This is a genomic window from Pseudomonas sp. HLMP, assembly GCF_046365545.1.
Classification (GTDB): domain Bacteria; phylum Pseudomonadota; class Gammaproteobacteria; order Pseudomonadales; family Pseudomonadaceae; genus Aquipseudomonas; species Aquipseudomonas guariconensis_B.
On record NZ_JBDLLR010000001.1, the window covers coordinates 2,056,413 to 2,072,814 of the forward strand.

Genomic DNA, 16,402 nt, shown 5'->3' on the forward strand with positions numbered 1-16,402 from the left:
CAGGGGCGCCGTTTCCCGGTCCTCCGGCAAAAGCCGCTTACGCATTCACGAGTGTGGGCAGCGGGTTTTTCGTCCAGCCTGTGTCCAGGATGGTATGGCGATTTTGGAGTGTGCAATGCTCGAACAGGCTCAGCGTGTCCTCAAGGATATCTTCGGCTACGACAGTTTCCGGGGGCGCCAGGCAGCGATCATCGAATGCGTGGCCAGTGGCGGCGATGCGCTGGTGCTGATGCCCACCGGTGGTGGCAAGTCCCTGTGCTTCCAGGTGCCGGCGCTGTTGCGCCCAGGCCTGGCGGTGGTGGTCTCGCCGCTGATCGCGCTGATGGACGACCAGGTCGCTACCCTCGACGAGCTGGGCGTAGCCGCTGCGTCGCTGAACTCGACCCTGAGCCCCGAGCAGCAACGCGAGCTGGCCGGGCGCCTGCGCCGCGGCGAGGTGAAGCTTTTGTACCTGGCGCCGGAGCGCCTGGTGCAGCCGCGCATGCTGGAGTTCCTGCGCACCCTGGACATCGCCCTGTTCGCCATCGACGAGGCCCACTGCGTCTCGCAATGGGGCCACGACTTCCGTCCCGAGTACCTGCAGTTGGGCCAATTGGCCGAGCTGTTCCCCCATGTGCCGCGCATCGCCCTGACCGCCACGGCCGACATGCGCACCCGCGAAGAGATCGTCCAGCGCCTGCACCTGCAGGGGGCCGAGCGTTTCCTGTCGAGTTTCGACCGGCCGAACATCTTCTACCGCATCGTGCCCAAGGAGTCGCCGCGCAAGCAGTTGATGGCGTTTCTCGGCGAGCGGCGGGGCAACGCCGGTATCGTCTACTGCCTGTCACGCAAGAAGGTCGACGAAACCGCCGCCTTCCTCTGCGAGCAGGGCTTCCCGGCCTTGCCCTACCATGCAGGCCTTGCCGCCGAGACTCGTTCGGCCAACCAGCACCGCTTCCTCAACGAGGAAGGGCTGATCATGGTCGCCACCATCGCCTTCGGCATGGGTATCGACAAGCCCAACGTACGCTTCGTCGCCCACCTGGACCTGCCCAAGTCGCTGGAAGCCTACTACCAGGAAACCGGCCGTGCCGGCCGTGATGGCCTGCCGTCCGACGCCTGGATGGCCTACGGCCTGCAGGACATGGTGATGCTCAAGCAGATGCTGCAGAACTCCGACGGCGACGAGCGCCACAAGCGCATCGAGCAGCACAAGCTCGACGCCATGCTCGCCCTCTGCGAGGAAACCCGCTGCCGCCGCCAGGCCCTGCTGGCGTATTTCGACGAGGTCCTCGAGCAACCTTGCGGCCATTGCGACAACTGCGTCGACCAGATCCAGACCTGGGACGCCACCGAGCCGGCCCGCCAGGCATTGTCGGCGGTGTACCGCACGGGCCAGCGCTACGGCGTCGGCCACCTGGTCGACGTGCTGCTGGGCAAGGACACCGAGAAGGTGCGCAACTTCGGCCATGAGAAGCTTTCGGTGTTCGGTGTCGGCAAGGCCATGGCGGAGGTCGAATGGCGTTCGCTGTTCCGTCAACTGGTGGCCCGTGGCTTGGTGGACATCGACCTGGAGGGCTACGGCGGCCTGCGGCTGTCCGACAGTTGCCGGCCGCTGCTGCGTGGCGAAGTGAACCTGCAACTGCGCCGCGATCTCAAGCCGCAGGCCGTGGCCAAGGCCTCCGGCGGCAGCCCGGCCAGCCAATTGGTGCGTGGCGAGGAGCGCGAGCTGTGGGAGGCCCTGCGTGCCCTGCGGCGCAAGCTGGCCGAGGAACACAGCGTGCCGCCGTATGTCATCTTCCCCGACTCGACGCTGCTGGAGATGCTGCGCAGCCAGCCGACCAGCCTCAGCGAGATGGCCCAGGTCAGTGGGGTCGGTGCGCGCAAGCTGGAGCGCTACGGCCAAGCCTTCCTCGAGGTGCTCAACGGCGGCAGCGGCGAAGCGGCGCCGAAGGTGGTGCTCGACCTGCGTCACGAACTGGTCAGCCTGGCTCGCGCCGGCATGACCCCGGCACAGATCGCCGGCCAGCTCGACTGCACCGAGAAGAATGTCTACAACTTGCTGGCCGAGGCCATCGGCCGCCAGGAACTGAGCCTGGAGCAGGCCCTGGATCTGCCTGAGGACCTGTTGATGGAGGTGCAGGACACCTTCCTCGATGGCGAAGGCGAGTTGCCGCCGGTGTCTGCGGTGATCCCGCAGTTCGGGTCGCGGGTGCCGGAAGGGGTACTGCATTGCGTACGGGCGGCGCTGGCGGCGGAGTTCGAACTCTGATCGCCGGCATTTCGGCCATCCGCTGACCTTTGTCATCCTTTTTGACGATTATCGGACGTTTCCGGGCTGGCGAGCCTTGCCTGTTGGCCCGGGGCATGGTTAGCTGACTAACAATTAGTTCTATCCATAGAGTTGCTTATGCCCCTGACCGACAACCAACACCGCTTCGGCATGCAGCTGGCGCAGATGTCTCGCGGCTGGCGCGCCGAGCTGGACCGCCGCCTGGCTGGGCTCAATCTGTCCCAGGCCCGCTGGCTGGTGCTCCTGCACCTGGCCCGTTTCGAGGAGGCGCCGACCCAACGCGAGTTGGCCCAGAGCGTGGGCGTCGAAGGCCCGACACTGGCACGCCTGCTCGACAGCCTGGAGAGCCAGGGGCTGGTGCGTCGCCAGGCGGTGATGGAGGATCGGCGGGCCAAGAAGATCCTGCTGTGCCCGCCGGCCAAGCCGTTGATCGAGCAGATCGAGACCATCGCCAATGCCTTGCGGGTGGAGCTGTTCACCGGGGTCGACGAGGCCGACCTGGAGGTCTGCATGCGGGTGCACGCCAAGATCCTCGCCAATCTCGAGAAGTCCTGAGCTACAAGCTTCAAGCGGCAAGCCACAAGAACAAGGCGGATCGATGTTGCCCACGCGATCCGCCTTGTTCTTGTGGCTTGCCGCTTGCCGCTCAGAACGTGTGCCCGAGGTTGAGGTATACCGCCTTTTCGTGCTCGCTGTTGGCGCCGTAGCTGAGGTTCAGCGGGCCCAGCGGTGTCTCCAGGCCGAGGAAGATGCTCGCCGCATTGATGTAGCCACTGTCGAATTCGTTGTCGTTGTTCCACGCCCGTCCGCGTTCCAGTGATCCACCCAGGTACAGCGGGAAGTCCAGCGGCAGGTAGGCCCGAGGGGTGAGGCGGCGGTAGTAGACCATGCGCACCAGGCTCATGTTCTGGCCGGATACCGAGTCCTGGCGAAAGCCCGACAACTGCCGGGCGCCGCCAAACACGAAGCTCGAGGTCACCACCTCCGTCTTGTCCAGGGTACGGCCGTATTGCCCGCCCAGTACCCAGGTGTTCGGGCCGATGCTCAAGGCCTTGTCCAGGTTGAAGATCCATTGCCGGTAGTTCTCGTCCGAATCCAGGGAGGTGTCGTACTTGCGCAGGCTCAGGCCGATCTCTTCGCCGCTGTGGGGGAAGTACAGGTTGTCGAGGGTGTCGAACGAGTACTTCAGCTCGTAGAAGCCCTCGTTGAAACTGACCTTGGGCAGGTCCTGGTCGCCGATGCGCACCTCGGCCTCGCCCCAGGCCTTGCCCACGCCCAAGCGCACCTCGCCGTAGGTGCCGATCTGCCGACCGAGGTTCAGGCCGAAGCCGTAGCGCTCCAGGCGGTACTCGGCGATCGGGTCGTTGTCCAGGGTCGCCTCGATGTTCTGCGAACCCAGGTCCAGGTAGGGCGCGATGAAGTAACGCGAGCCCACGTCCAGGGGCTGGTAGAACTCGCTGTAGAGCTCCTGCTGGTCGCCGATCTGGGCGCGGGTCAACCATTCCGCGCCCAGCCGGTTGATGCCGTTGACCCGGTAGCTGGCGCCCAGGTTGAAGGCGCTGTCGCCGCGCATGTCGTCCGACAGGTTCAGCCCCAGGCGCAGGTAGTCGGTGCCGCCACGCTTGCCTCGGGCGTTGATCACCAGCGTGTTGTCGTCACCCTTGTGCACCACCCGGTACTGCACCCGGTCGAAGTAATCCAGGCCGTAGAGCGTGCCCATGTCGGTCTGCAGGCGGTCGAGCTCCAGCGGCTCGCCCAGGGGCTGGCGGATGTAGTAGCGGATCACGTCGTCGCTGACCTTGGAGTCGTTCTCCACCTTGATCGCGGTGATGACGGGGGTGCGTTGGCGCGGCGAACGGGCGATCGCCAAGCCGCTGTCGCCCTCCTGGCGCAGCGCGGCCAGGCGTGCATCGAGCGCGCGGGTGGCGCGGTAGCCGGCGTCGATCATGTCCTGGGCACGGCCGAAATCGGTCACGCCGAACGCCGCCAGGGGCGGTTCGATGAGGATGTCTTCGCTGCGCAGGCTGGCCAATTGCTCCTCGGAGTTACGCCGGGTCATCAGGGTGATCGACTGGTTGAGCACATCGACCACCGTGGCCAGTTGCTTGCGGTCGCGCAGGGGTGTGCCGATATCGACCACGATGGCCAGGTCGACACCCATGTCGCGGGCCACGTCCAGCGGGATGTTGTCGACCATGCCGCCGTCCACCAGCAGGCGGCCGTCCAGCTCCACCGGGGCGAACACCGCCGGGATCGACATGCTGGCGCGGATCACCTGGGGCAGGTGGCCGCGGCTGAACACCACCTTCTCGCCGCTGGCGATGTCGGTGGCCACGGCGCGGAAGGGGATCGGCAGCTTGTCGAAGTCGCGGGTGTCGGCGGTGTGGGCCAGCTTGCTCTCCAGCAGCAGGGACAGGTTCTGGCCCTGGATCACGCCCAGGGGCAGGCCGAGGCTGCCATCGTCGCGAAAGCTCAGCTTCTGCTTGACCAGGAAGTCACGGTCGTCCTGCTTGCGCCGGAACGGTACGTCCTTGCGCGGCGGTGCGTCGGACAGGGCCTGTTGCCAGTCGAGGGTCCTGGCCAGTTTCTCCAGCTCCTCGACGCTATAGCCGGAGGCGTACAGCCCGCCGATCACCGCGCCCATGCTGGTGCCGGCGATGGCATCGATGCGCACCCCCTGTTCCTCCAGGGCCTTGAGCACACCGATATGCGCCAGGCCGCGGGCAGCGCCGCCGGACAGCACCAGGCCGACCTTGGGCCGGGCGGGTTCCGCAGCCAGGGCGGTGAAGGAGGTGAGCGTCAGCAGGAGGCAGAACAGCAGGCGGCGCATCGTGGGTCTCAAAGCGGTGGGCAAAGACCGCTAGTATAAGCGGCCACCCACCAGGAGAGGTCCACCCATGGCCAATACCAAGCCAGAAATCGTTATCACGTATTGCACCCAGTGCCAGTGGCTGCTGCGCGCTGCCTGGCTGGCCCAGGAGTTGTTGAGCACGTTCGCCGACGACCTCGGCCGGGTGGCCCTGGAGCCGGGCACCGGCGGGGTGTTCCGCATCACCTGCGATGGTGTGCAGCTCTGGGAGCGCAAGGCCGATGGCGGTTTCCCCGAAGCCAAGGTGCTCAAGCAGCGGCTGCGCGACCATATCGATCCGCAGCGTGACCTGGGCCACAACGATCGTTGATCAGGCGCCTTCGGCCATGGGCCGTTGCCGGGGCGGCTGCTCGGCGGCCAGGCGGCTGGACAGCACGATGGCGACGATGATCAGCACGCCGCCGGCGAGCATGCGCAGGGTCGGCGTTTCGGCGAACACCACCCAGGCCATGGCGATACCGTAGACCGGCTCCATGCCGAACACCACCGCGGCGGTACGCGCCTTGATCACCGCCAGGCTGGCGACGAACAGGCTGTGGGCGACGCCGGTGCAGAAGATGCCGAGCAGGGCGATCCACAGCCAGTCCATCGGCGTGACGACACCCAGGCCGGGGGCGGCCACCGGCAGCAGGCACAGGGCCACCACGAGGTTCTGCCACAGCGCCGCCTGTACCGCCGGCAGGCGCCCGGAGCCTGCACGGTTGACCAGCGACAGCAGCGAGAACAGCAGGCCGGACAGCAGCGCCCAGAGCAGCCCGCCGGTGGCCTCGCTGGCCAGGTCGAACTCGGGCGTGACCAGCACCAGGCCGATGCTGACCAGCAGCACCAGCAGCGCTTCGTTGCGGCGGATCCGCTCGCGGAACAGCAGGCCCTCGAGGATCACCGTGAAGGCCGGGAAACTGGCGAAGCCCAGGGTGGCGATGGCCACGCCGCCGACCTTGACGGCGACGAAGAAGCTCACCCAGTGCCCGGCCAGCAGCACGCCGCCAAGCAACAGGCGGCGCAGGTCGTGACGCTTGAGTGGCTGCCAGCTCTGGCGCGCCAGGCTGGCGAACAGGCCCAGGGCGAGCACCGCGAAGGCGGCGCGGCCGAAGACGATGATCGCGGGGCTGGCGCTGGCGGCCAGTTTGCCGAAAACGCCAGTGAGGCCGAAGAACAGCGCGCCGATGTGCAGGGCGCCGAGGGCGGTGCGGTGGTTCATGGTCATCCTTTGTGACAACGGTCGTTGACCCTGTATGTCCATCTTCAGGTTCGAGGGGCTCTCGCGGTGGGGTGTCAGTCTACGAGCATGGCCAGCGGGTGTCTGTCGCCATCCTCGCGTCAGTTGTCGTCAGGCTCGCGGCGCAAGGCCATGGGTGAGTGGCCGAAGTCTCGGAGCATGGCGGCACTGAAGGCGCTCTGCGAGCTATAACCGACCTGGGCGGCGATCTCGCCGACCGGCAGCTGGGTTTCCTTGAGCAGGCGACGAGCCTTGAGCAGGCGGCGCTGGCGGATGTAGTCCATGGGTGTCAGGCCGCATTCGGCGGTGAAGCGCGCATGCAGGCGTGCCGTGGAGAGGCCGGCCAGGCGGGCCAGGTCGGCCACTTGCAGGGGGTAGGCGGCATGCTGCTCGATATGGGTATCGAACGCCGCGTAGGGCAGGCGCCGTTGCGGCACGCCGGGCGCGGCATGGGCGTTGAGGCTGGCCAGCAGCAGGGCCGCGCCCTGGCGGGCGATCAGCGGGTCGTCCACGGGGCTGGCGGCGAGCCAGTCCACCAACTGCTGTTGGCGGCTGTCCAGGCCCAGGGTGCCGGGGCGATCGAGCAGGCGGCGGCTGGTGTCGGCGTGCTCGCCCAGTTGTTCGCGTAACCAGTGTTCGCCCGGGATGTCCAGCACCAGGCAATGGCTGCCGGCCGTACTGCCACAGGTATGGTGGGTGCCGGCCGGCACCACCATCAGGTCCTGGCGGTCGATCCGTGCGCCGCGGCCTTGCACCTCGAAGTCCAGGCGCCCGCGCAGGCCGAACACCAGTTGTGGGTGCTCATGGCTGTGGGCGATCAGGTCATCGCGGTAATGGCGCAGGGAAAGGAGCGGGCCTGTGTGCATGGGGGCCTCCTGGGCAGGGCACCATTGTACACAGCGGGCGGGGCCTGATCATTGGCAAGCCGGTTTCCACAGCGCTTTTGCCAACGCACAAGCGACCAGCCGTCACGCGACTGCCACCAGCCTGTCACCTGGACCTGCCAGTCTCCAGCAAACAGCGCCGGAGGCCACCCCATGACCCACGTCGAACTCGCCCGCCCGTCACGCAAGCAGCGCGTGCGCACCCTGTGGATCTCCGACGTGCACCTGGGCACCCGGGATTGCCAGGCCGAGCACCTGTCGCATTTCCTCAAGCGTTACCAGGCCGACCGCCTCTACCTGGTCGGCGATATCATCGATGGCTGGAAGCTGCGCGGCGGCATCTACTGGCCCCAGGCACACACCAACGTCATCCGCCGCCTGTTGACCATGAGCAAGCGCGGTACCGAGGTGATCTACGTCACTGGCAACCATGACGAATTCCTGCGCCGCTACTCGAAGCTGGTCCTGGGCAACATCCAACTGGTGGACGAGGCGGAACACCTGACCGCCGATGGCCGGCGCCTGCTGGTGATCCATGGCGACCAGTTCGACGTGATCACCCGCTACCACCGCTGGTTGGCCTTCCTCGGCGACCGCGCCTACGAGTTCACCCTGGTGCTCAACCGCTGGCTCAACCACTGGCGGGCCCGTTATGGCTATGGTTACTGGTCGTTGTCGGCGTACCTCAAGCACAAGGTCAAGGGCGCGGTGAACTTCATCAGCGATTTCGAGGACGCCATCGCCCACGAGTGCACCCGGCGTGGCTTCCATGGCGTGGTCTGCGGGCACATCCACCATGCCGAGATCCGCCAGGTTGGCGCGGTGGAATACCTCAACTGCGGCGACTGGGTGGAATCCTGCACCGCCCTGATCGAACACTGGGATGGCAGCATCGAGCTGTACCGCTTCGCCGAGGCCCAGGCGCGCGAAGCCGCCGAGCGGCAGGCCGGGGTGCAGGAAGCGGTGTAGGTCTCGTTAAGGGGCAGGGGCCGGATGATGGAGCAGGCGGTTTTTGCTGGACCTGTCCCGTGACAGCGGACGCCAAGAAGCGATCTAAGTATCGCTTCTTGGCGTCCGCTGTCACGGGACAGGTCCATGCCTACTTTTGCCCGCGAGCAAAAGTAGGTCGCCGTAAAGGCGAAAAGCATCAGTGGCATCACCGCCGCGAATGGATATTCACACCATCTCAATAGTGGTGGGGAGATGCAGTGACGAGCTGCAAGCTCCTGACCAGCTGGTCACCTCTCTAGAGACCGATCTTGCCCCGCAAAATATCGCGAAACATGGCGAAGTCGCCGATCAGGCTATACAGCGGATGGCTGAACGTCGCCGGACGGTTCTTCTCGAAGAAGAAATGCCCAACCCAGGCAAAGCCATAGCCTGCCACGGGCACCGCCAGCAGCAACCACCAGCTCCCACTGGCAAAGGTATAGGCCAGCAGGGCGATGACCAGGCTGGTGCCGACGAAGTGCAAGCGACGGCAGGTGGGGTTGCTGTGCTCCCCCAGGTAATAAGGGTAGAACTCGGCAAAACTGCGGAACTGCGCTCTGCGGTTCATGGCTGTGCTCCCGGAGGATTCGCGTTCTGGACAGGATACACGGCGTGGAGCCTGATTCGAGTCTAGAGTCATTGGCGGAGCCGGCCAGTGACAATAGGCGCCAAATGAGTATCCTTTGGGTTCACCGCAGGAGCGGTCAGCACAAGAAGCCTGTCATGAGTGAAAGAACCACGTCAGCCAGCTGGGCATCAGGGATCGTCAAGGCGCTCGAGCTGGAAGGGCTCGATTGCCGGGCCATGTTCAAGCAGCTCGGGCTGGACTTCGCCGCCCTCGACGACCCGGACGCACGTTTCCCCCAGGACGACATGACCCGCCTTTGGCAATTGGCGGTGGAGCTGTCCGGCAACGAGGCCATCGGCCTGAACATGGCGCGGGTGGTGCGTCCGGCCTCGTTCCACGTGGTGGGCTATGCGCTGATGTCCAGCCGCACCCTGGCCGAGGGCTTCGAGCGCCTGGTGCGCTACCAGCGGATCATCGCCGAGAGTTCCGACCTGAGTTTCCGCCTGGAGCCGGACGGCTATGTCCTGACGCTGACCGTGCACGGTGACCATCTGCCCCCGACCCGCCACAGCGCCGAGGCGTCGCTGGCCTGCGCGTTGTCGCTGTGCACCTGGCTCAGCGGGCGGGCGGTCCAGCCGCGGCGGGTGCTGATCCAGGGGCCGCAGCCGAAGAACGTCGAGCCGTACAAGGTAGCCTTCCATGCGCCGCTGGTGTTCGGTGCGCCCCATGATGCGTTGGTGCTGGAGCGTGCCGACATGGAGGCGCCGCTGCCCACCGCCAACGAGGCCATGGCCATCCTGCACGATCGCTTTGCCGGGGAATACCTGGCGCGTTTCTCGGAAAGCCGGGTGACCCACCGGGTACGCCAGGTGCTGTGCCGCATCCTGCCCCAGGGCGAGCCCAAGCGCGAGACGGTCGCCCAGGCCCTGCACCTGTCCCAGCGGACCCTGCAGCGCCGTCTGCAGGAGGAGGGCACGAGCTTCCAGGCCTTGCTCGACGATACCCGTCGGGAGCTGGCCGAGCAGTACCTGGCCCAGCCCGGCATGACTTTGCTGGAAAGCGCCTACCTGCTGGGGTTCGCCGATCCGAGCAATTTCTTCCGGGCGTTCCGGCGCTGGTTCGACGTCACGCCCAGCGAGTACCGTGCCCGCCTCGGTGCCGGGGCGGCTTCGTTCGCGCCCCCGTTGCAGCGGCACGCGCCCCACTAGCGGGGCGTATCCTGGGTCAGTGACGCCAGAATGCCGGCATGCACAAGACCAGCACCGTGATGATCTCCAGGCGGCCGAGCAACATGCCGCCGGCGAGGATCCACTTGGCCGCGTCCGGCAGGCTGGCATAGTTGCCGGCCGGGCCGATCACCTCGCCCAGGCCAGGGCCGACGCCCGAGACGGTGCCGGCGGCGCCGGTCAGGGCGGTCATCCAGTCCACGCCCAGCAGTGACAGCAACAGGGCGATGATGCAGATGGTGATGGCGAAGAAGAACGAGAAGGTCAGGATCGAGCGTACGATCTCCTCGTCGAGGCGGTGGCCGTTGTACTTTTGCTTGATCACCGCGCGCGGGTGGATCAGTTGGTTGAGGTTGGCCTTGAGCAGGATGTAGGCCACCTGGAAGCGGAAGATCTTGATCCCGCCAGCGGTCGACCCCGAGCAGCCGCCGATGAAGCCCAGGTAGAAGAACAGCATCAGCGAGAAGTTGCCCCACAGGCTGTAGTCGCCCAGGGCGAAGCCGGTGGTGGTGACCACCGAGGTGACGTTCAGTGCCACGTGGCGCAAGGCGTCGAGCCAGGGCAGGCTGGTGGTGGCCCAGTACCAGGTGCCAAGGACGACCCAGGTCGCGACCAGCAGGCCGAGCAGGCCCTGGACCTGCTGGTCCTTGAACAGTGCCTTGCGGTGCCCGCGCAAGGTGGCCACGTACAGGGTGAACGGCATGCTGCCGAGGATCATCACCACCACCGCGACCCAGTGCACCGCCGGCATGTCCCACTTGGCCAGGGATTGATCCGAGGTGGAGAAGCCGCCGGTGGAGATCGCCGACATGGCGTGGTTGACGGCGTCGAACGGGGTCATGCCGGCCCACCAGAAAGCCAGGCTGCCGAGCAGGGTGATGCCGATGTACACCAGCACGATCGACTTGGCGACCATGTGCGAGCGTGGCATGACCTTCTCCGAGCGGTCCGAGGACTCGGTCTGGAACAGGCGCATGCCACCGATGCGCAGCAGCGGCAGGATCGCCACCGCCATGGCGATGAAGCCGATGCCGCCGAGCCAGTGCAGCATCGAGCGCCACATCAGGATCCCTGGCGACATGTTGTCCAGCCCGCTGAGCACCGTGGCGCCGGTGGCGGTGATGCCGGACATGCTTTCGAAGAAGGCGTCGGTATAGCTGATGTGCTGGGTCAGGAGCAGGGGCAGGGCGGCGAACACGCACACCACCACCCAACTGCTGACGGTCAGCAGGTACATGTCGCGAGGCCGCAGGCGCACGTGTTCGGGGCGGCCCTGGATGACCATGGCCAGGCCGGCGACGAAGGTGATCAGGCTCGACCAGAGGAACGACGGCATGTCGCCGGTGCGCTCGAAGATCACCAGAGTCGCCATGGGCACGACCATGCTGACCGCCAGGGTGATCAGGAAGATGCCGATGATGAAACCAATGATCCTTAAGGTCGGCAACGCCATGTGATCTGCTCTGACTCGAAACGGAAGGGCGCCATTCTACCTGTGGGTCAGGCAGCTGCAAGCGACAAGCTGCGAGCTGCAAGAAACAGCGGGCTGTGCATGGCCGGCTTTTTCCTGAAGCTTGCAGCTTGTCGCTTGCAGCTTGAGAATGGCCGCACATTTCGTTTGCCAGGAGGGTAGCCTATGGAGGCTCTCGACGCATTGCTCAACCGTGTTTCCGTGCCACGCCTCACCGACCCGGCGCCCAATGCCGCCCAGCGCGAGGCGCTGTTCCAGGCGGCGCTGCGTGCCCCGGACCATGGCCAACTGCGCCCCTGGCGCTTCCTGACCATCGAGGGGACGGGCCGGGAAAAGCTCGGTGAGCTGTTCGCCGAAGCCGTGCAGAACAAGGGCGATGCCAGCCAGGCCGCGCTGGACAAGGCGCGCGCCATGCCGCTGCGGGCGCCCCTGCTGGTCGTGGTGATCGCACGCCTGCAGGATCATTTCAAGGTGCCCAAGTCGGAGCAGCGCCTGGCCGCGGGCTGTGCGGCACACGGTATTCTCATCGCCGCCCATGCCCAGGGTATCGGCGCGGTGTGGCGCACGGGCGACATGGCGTTCGATGCCCATGTGCATCGGGGGCTGGGCTTGGCGGACAACGAGGAACTGATCGGCTACCTGTACCTGGGCACGCCGGTGAGCGAGCCGCGGACCGCGCCGGTGCTGGAGACTGCCCAGTTCGTCAGTGCCTGGGGCGAATGAGGGTTTTGGGGGCCGCTTCGTGCCCCCGGGATTCAACTGCCCATCGCCTCGGCCAGGGGTAACTCCAGCCTGGCGATGAAGCCCCCCTGCGGGTGATTGCTCAGCACCAGGCTGCCCCCATGGCGCTCCGCCGCTCGCCGGGCGATGGCCAGCCCCAGGCCGTGCCCTGGCGCCTCCTGCCCCGGTGCGCGGAAGAAAGGCTCGCCCAGTTGCGCCAGGTGCTCCTCGGCTACCCCAGGGCCATGGTCGCGCACACTCAGTACTACGCGGTCTTGTTCACGGCTGGCACGGATCTCGATCGGTTTCCCCGGCGGATTGAAGCGCAAGGCATTGCGCAGCAGGTTGTCCACGGCACGTTCGATCAGCGTTGGCCAGCCCTGCAAGGTCAGGCCGGGCGTGGCTTCCAGGCGCACGTCCTGCTCCGGGGCGCTGAGCTGGGCATCCTTGCGCACGCTGCCGAGCAGGGCGTTGACGTCGACAGCCTCGCTGTGGGCCTGCTCGGCATCGACCCGGGCCAGGGCGAGGATCTCGCTGATCAGGTCTTCCAGGCGGTCGCACTCGCGGGTCAGGCGTGGCCATAGCGTCTGGCGCTGCTCGGGGCCGGCGCGTTCGGCCAGGGCCAGGGCGATGCGCAGGCGCGCCAGGGGCGAGCGCAGTTCGTGGGACACATCGCGCAGCAGCTGGCGCTGGCTGCCGATCAGGCTCTGCAGGCGCGCCCCCATCTTGTTGAAGTCGTTGGCCAACACGCCGAACTCGTCGCGCCGGGCGGCCAGACGGGCCAGGCTGTGCTGCTGGTAGCTGGTCTGGCCAAGGTCGTGCACCGCGCCGCGCAGGCGGCTGAGTGGGCGGGTGATGGACAGGGTCACCAGCAGGCTGAACAGGGTCAGTACCACCAGGGCGATGCCCAGGGCACTGAGCGGCCAGAGCAGGCTCTCGCGGTGCCAGGCGTCCAGCGCCGGGTGGGGAATGCGGTAGATCAGCAGGTAAGTCTCGCCGCTGTAGGGGCTGGTGTATTCCTCGGTCAGGCGACGCCAGGGCAGGCGACGCTGATCGTTGTGCTGGCGCGCCTCGAAGGCTGCGGCACGGCGCGGGAAGGTGCCAGGCACCACGGCCTCGCCGCTGTCGTCGAGCACCTGGACATCGATCTTGAAGCGCTGTTTGCGCCGTTCCAGGAAGTGCTGGGCGGATTCCCTGCCTTCCTGTTCGTAATGCCGGGCCCAGTGGCTGGCCAGGGTGTTCAGGCCAGGGTGGCGACTGAGGATCCAGGCGTCCTGGTTGAGCATGTGGCCGAGCAGGATCGACAGGCCGGCGACCAGGGTAATGGCCAGCCAGAAACTGGCCAGGATGCGCCAGAACAGTGAACGCAAGACAGGCTCCTCCAACGAACGGACAAAACCCGGCCCGCATGGGAGCGGGCCGGGCAGGGGGGGGACAGCTTACTGGGCCTTGCCGGCTTTTTCAGCCTTCCAGGCCTGGAACTCTTTCCACTCGGCCTTGCGTTCGGCACGTTTCTTCTGCAGTTCGTCGAACTTCTTCTGTTGCTCAGGCTTGAGCAGGCCGCGGATGTCGGCCTGGGTCTTGTCGTGGCTGGCCTTGAGCTCGTCCTTCAGGGCTTTCTGCTCGGCCGCGGGCAGTTTGTCCAGGTAGCGCTGGGTGATGTCGCGGCGCTGCTTCATCTGCTCACCCATCAGCTTGCCGATCTGCTGGCGTTGCTCGCGGCTCAGGTCCAGCTGGGCGAAAGGCGCGTCACCGCGATGATGCGGGCCGTTGTGGCGCGGGCCGCCGTCGGGCATGGCCATGGCTACGGTCGGCAGGGCGGCGGCGAACATCAGGGCGATAAGGGTCTTGCGCATGGTGTTTCTCCTTTCATGGGCCGGTGATTACCGGATGAGCCCAGTCTAGGGGGATCAAGGTCAAGGGCGGTCAGCGGACGGTAAAGGCTGGGTAAAGACAGCTTCAAGCTGCAAGACAAGAGCGGATCGGTGTCGGTCGCGTGATCTGCTTCTAGCTTGCAGCTTGGTTAGAGGCTGTAGTAGTAGCCCCGGCTGCGCAGGGCGACGATGCGAGGGCGGCCGTCGGCGTGTGGGCCGATCTTCTTGCGCAGGTTGCTGACGTGCATGTCCAGGCTGCGGTCGTACAGCGTCAACTTGCGTCCCAGGCCGACCTGCGCCAGCTCCTGCTTGTCCAGTGGCTCGCCCGGTTGGCGCAGCAGGGCTTCGAGGATGCGGCTCTCGGAAAGGGTCAGGGTCATCTCGCGCTCGTCGATGCTGACCACACCCCGTGCAGGGCTGAAGGTCAGGTCGCCGACCTCGACCTGGCTGCTGCTGGCGGCCGGGTGGCTGCGGCGTAGCACGGCGCGCAGGCGGGCAGTGAGCTCGCGCGGGTCGCAGGGCTTGGCCAGGTAGTCGTCGGCCCCAAGCTCCAGGCCGAGGATGCGGTCCAGCGGCTCGCCCCGCGCCGAGAGCATCAGCACCGGCAGGTCGGCATGCTCGCTGCGCAGCTGCTTGAGCAGCTCCAGGCCACTGCCGTCGGGCAGCATCACGTCCAGCACCACCGCCGAAGGGGCGTGCTCGGCCAAGGCCTGGCGCGCGCTCTGGCCGTCGTGGCAGGCGCGTACCGCAAAACCTTCCTGGACCAGCCAGCTGCCGAGCAGCTCGCAGAGTTCCTGGTCATCGTCAATCAGTAACAGCTCGCTCATGACTCACTCAATTCAACCATTGACGGCGTCTCCTGTGTCCGCCACTGGCAAAGATACCGCAGACGGCCGAGAACAGTGCAACGGCCGAACCGATCAGGAACCACAGCTGCTGGTCGGTCAGCAGGGCCTGGGCAGGGCTGGCCTGCAGTTCCTTGATCGCCAGCTTCAGGCGCTGGTTCTCCTGGCGCAGGCGGGTGAGCTGGGCATCCAGCCGCTCGCTGTCGGCGTTCTGCAACTGCTGGGCGAGCGTGGCGCGTTGCTTCTCGCTCTCTTCCAGGCGCTGTTGCAGCTCGGTGATGCGGGCACCGGCTTCCAGCGACAAGGGTTGCTGGGCAGTGGCGAAAGGGGACAGCAACAACAGGCAAAGCAGCAGGGACATCGGACCTTGACGCATTGGAACTCCTGATTCCTATCGGTTCAGGAGGTTGTCGGCCGTTCGTCGGAAGAGATGAGCCGAAGGGCGGCGGTAGCTACAGCTTGGGGCTGCAAGGCAGCCCCAAAAACGGCTCAGGCCGGCACCGAGGTCGTCTCGCTGCTCAGGGCAGGACCTGCTTGAACGGCTTGACCACGACCTTGTCGTAGACGCCCGCGGCGACGTACGGGTCGGCATCGGCCCAGGCCTTGGCCGCGGCCAGGGAATCGAACTCGGCGACGATCAGGCTGCCGCTGAAGCCGGCTTCGCCCGGGTCGTTGCTGTCGATCGCCGGGTGCGGGCCGGCCAGTACCACGCGGCCTTCGGCCTTGAGCTGCTGCAGGCGCTCGATGTGCGCGGGGCGGGCGGCCAGGCGCTTTTCCAGGGAACCTTCGACGTCGCTGGCAATGATGGCGTAGAGCATGTCAATCCTTGGGTTTGGAGGTGGAGGGATCGCTGTCGTGCAGGTGGCGCGAGAGGTACACGCCCTGGGCCACCAGGAAGATCACGGTCATGCCCAGGCTGCCGAACACCTTGAAGTCGACCCAGATGTCCTGGAAGGTGAAGGCGACGAACAGGTTGGCCGCGCCGCAGACCAGGAAAAAGCCGATCCAGGCCAGGTTCAGGCGTGTCCAGATGGCGTCGGGCAGGGCCACGGCATGGCCCATGATGCGCTTGATCAGCACCCGGTCGCCGATGAAGTGGCTGGCGGCGAAGCCCAGGGCGAACAGCCAGTTGACCACCGGGGCCTTCCACTTGAGGAAGGTCTCGCTGTGGAAGGCGAGGGTCAGGCCGCCGAACACCAGGCAGGCCACGAGGGTCAGCAACTGGCCTTTTTCCAGCTTGCCCTGGCGCACGAACAGCGCCCCGTAGACCACCAGCGAGCTGATGATCAGCACCGCCGTGGCACTGTAGATGCCGCCCAACTCGAAGCCATGGCCGGCGATTTCGAGGGGGCGCGGATCGAGCTTGTAGACGATGAAGAACAGCAGCAGCGGGATGAAATCGATGAATTGTTTCACAGTGGCAGCCAGAAGCGGGATGTGACGGCATAATATCAAACATCGATT

Annotated in this window: 17 protein-coding genes; 6 read left to right on the forward strand and 11 right to left on the reverse strand. The window is 66.2% G+C overall.

Annotation, left to right across the window (positions count from 1 at the left end):
* Positions 1-115: 115 nt before the first annotated feature.
* The gene (gene recQ, locus ABFA30_RS09680) at positions 116-2,251 is read left to right on the forward strand and encodes a DNA helicase RecQ (RefSeq protein WP_225789757.1); all 2,136 of its coding nucleotides are present in this window, start codon (positions 116-118) and stop codon (positions 2,249-2,251) included.
* Between the two features lie 138 nt (positions 2,252-2,389).
* Entirely contained in the window at positions 2,390-2,827 is a 438-nt protein-coding gene (locus tag ABFA30_RS09685; RefSeq protein WP_225789756.1) for a MarR family transcriptional regulator, read from the forward strand.
* 91 nt (positions 2,828-2,918) lie between these two features.
* Here the strand turns inward: ABFA30_RS09685 and ABFA30_RS09690 are convergent, their stop codons facing one another.
* Positions 2,919-5,102 carry a patatin-like phospholipase family protein gene (locus tag ABFA30_RS09690; protein ID WP_225789755.1) on the reverse strand — a complete coding sequence of 728 codons (2,184 nt, stop codon included), beginning with the start codon at positions 5,100-5,102 and terminating at the stop codon, positions 2,919-2,921.
* A 67-nt stretch (positions 5,103-5,169) separates the two neighbouring features.
* Between ABFA30_RS09690 and ABFA30_RS09695 the strand changes: the two genes are divergently transcribed.
* Positions 5,170-5,451: a SelT/SelW/SelH family protein gene (locus ABFA30_RS09695; RefSeq protein ID WP_225789754.1), complete on the forward strand. Its 282-nt coding sequence runs from the start codon at positions 5,170-5,172 to the stop codon at positions 5,449-5,451.
* Here ABFA30_RS09695 and ABFA30_RS09700 read toward each other — a convergent pair whose 3' ends face one another.
* Positions 5,452-6,342, reverse strand: coding sequence for a DMT family transporter (locus ABFA30_RS09700; protein ID WP_225789753.1), 891 nt, complete (start codon positions 6,340-6,342; stop codon positions 5,452-5,454). It lies immediately after the preceding gene.
* A 119-nt stretch (positions 6,343-6,461) separates the two neighbouring features.
* Positions 6,462-7,226 (reverse strand): helix-turn-helix domain-containing protein, encoded by a 765-nt coding sequence (locus tag ABFA30_RS09705; protein ID WP_225789752.1) that lies wholly within the window; start codon positions 7,224-7,226, stop codon positions 6,462-6,464.
* 171 nt (positions 7,227-7,397) lie between these two features.
* Between ABFA30_RS09705 and ABFA30_RS09710 the strand changes: the two genes are divergently transcribed.
* Positions 7,398-8,213, forward strand: a complete 816-nt coding sequence (locus tag ABFA30_RS09710) for a UDP-2,3-diacylglucosamine diphosphatase (RefSeq protein WP_410045374.1) — start codon at positions 7,398-7,400, stop codon at positions 8,211-8,213.
* A gap of 277 nt (positions 8,214-8,490) precedes the next feature.
* On the opposite strand, the gene ABFA30_RS09715 is transcribed toward ABFA30_RS09710, so the two are convergent.
* Positions 8,491-8,802, reverse strand: a complete 312-nt coding sequence (locus tag ABFA30_RS09715; RefSeq protein WP_225789750.1) for a DUF962 domain-containing protein — start codon at positions 8,800-8,802, stop codon at positions 8,491-8,493.
* 155 nt (positions 8,803-8,957) lie between these two features.
* Between ABFA30_RS09715 and ABFA30_RS09720 the strand changes: the two genes are divergently transcribed.
* On the forward strand, positions 8,958-10,010 hold the full coding sequence (locus ABFA30_RS09720; protein WP_225789749.1) for an AraC family transcriptional regulator: 1,053 nt from the start codon (positions 8,958-8,960) through the stop codon (positions 10,008-10,010).
* Between the two features lie 16 nt (positions 10,011-10,026).
* Here the strand turns inward: ABFA30_RS09720 and ABFA30_RS09725 are convergent, their stop codons facing one another.
* Positions 10,027-11,481, reverse strand: coding sequence for a TrkH family potassium uptake protein (locus ABFA30_RS09725; RefSeq protein ID WP_225789748.1), 1,455 nt, complete (start codon positions 11,479-11,481; stop codon positions 10,027-10,029).
* 183 nt (positions 11,482-11,664) lie between these two features.
* On the opposite strand from ABFA30_RS09725, the gene ABFA30_RS09730 reads away from it, so the two are divergent.
* Positions 11,665-12,222 carry a nitroreductase family protein gene (locus tag ABFA30_RS09730; protein ID WP_225789747.1) on the forward strand — a complete coding sequence of 186 codons (558 nt, stop codon included), beginning with the start codon at positions 11,665-11,667 and terminating at the stop codon, positions 12,220-12,222.
* 32 nt (positions 12,223-12,254) lie between these two features.
* Here the strand turns inward: ABFA30_RS09730 and ABFA30_RS09735 are convergent, their stop codons facing one another.
* The 6 genes from ABFA30_RS09735 to ABFA30_RS09760 form a co-directional block, all read right to left on the reverse strand.
* Positions 12,255-13,589 (reverse strand): sensor histidine kinase, encoded by a 1,335-nt coding sequence (locus tag ABFA30_RS09735; protein WP_225789746.1) that lies wholly within the window; start codon positions 13,587-13,589, stop codon positions 12,255-12,257.
* 69 nt (positions 13,590-13,658) lie between these two features.
* Positions 13,659-14,075, reverse strand: coding sequence for a Spy/CpxP family protein refolding chaperone (locus ABFA30_RS09740; protein WP_225789745.1), 417 nt, complete (start codon positions 14,073-14,075; stop codon positions 13,659-13,661).
* A 167-nt stretch (positions 14,076-14,242) separates the two neighbouring features.
* The gene (locus ABFA30_RS09745) at positions 14,243-14,920 is read right to left on the reverse strand and encodes a response regulator transcription factor (RefSeq protein ID WP_225789744.1); all 678 of its coding nucleotides are present in this window, start codon (positions 14,918-14,920) and stop codon (positions 14,243-14,245) included.
* Between the two features lie 7 nt (positions 14,921-14,927).
* Positions 14,928-15,314: a translation initiation factor 2 gene (locus ABFA30_RS09750; protein ID WP_253081468.1), complete on the reverse strand. Its 387-nt coding sequence runs from the start codon at positions 15,312-15,314 to the stop codon at positions 14,928-14,930.
* 142 nt (positions 15,315-15,456) lie between these two features.
* Complete coding sequence (locus tag ABFA30_RS09755; protein WP_225789742.1) at positions 15,457-15,756, reverse strand: YciI family protein; 300 nt, start codon at positions 15,754-15,756, stop codon at positions 15,457-15,459.
* A 1-nt stretch (position 15,757) separates the two neighbouring features.
* A complete protein-coding gene (locus ABFA30_RS09760; protein WP_225789741.1) occupies positions 15,758-16,354 on the reverse strand; it encodes a septation protein A in 597 nt (198 codons plus the stop codon).
* Positions 16,355-16,402 lie beyond the last annotated feature (48 nt).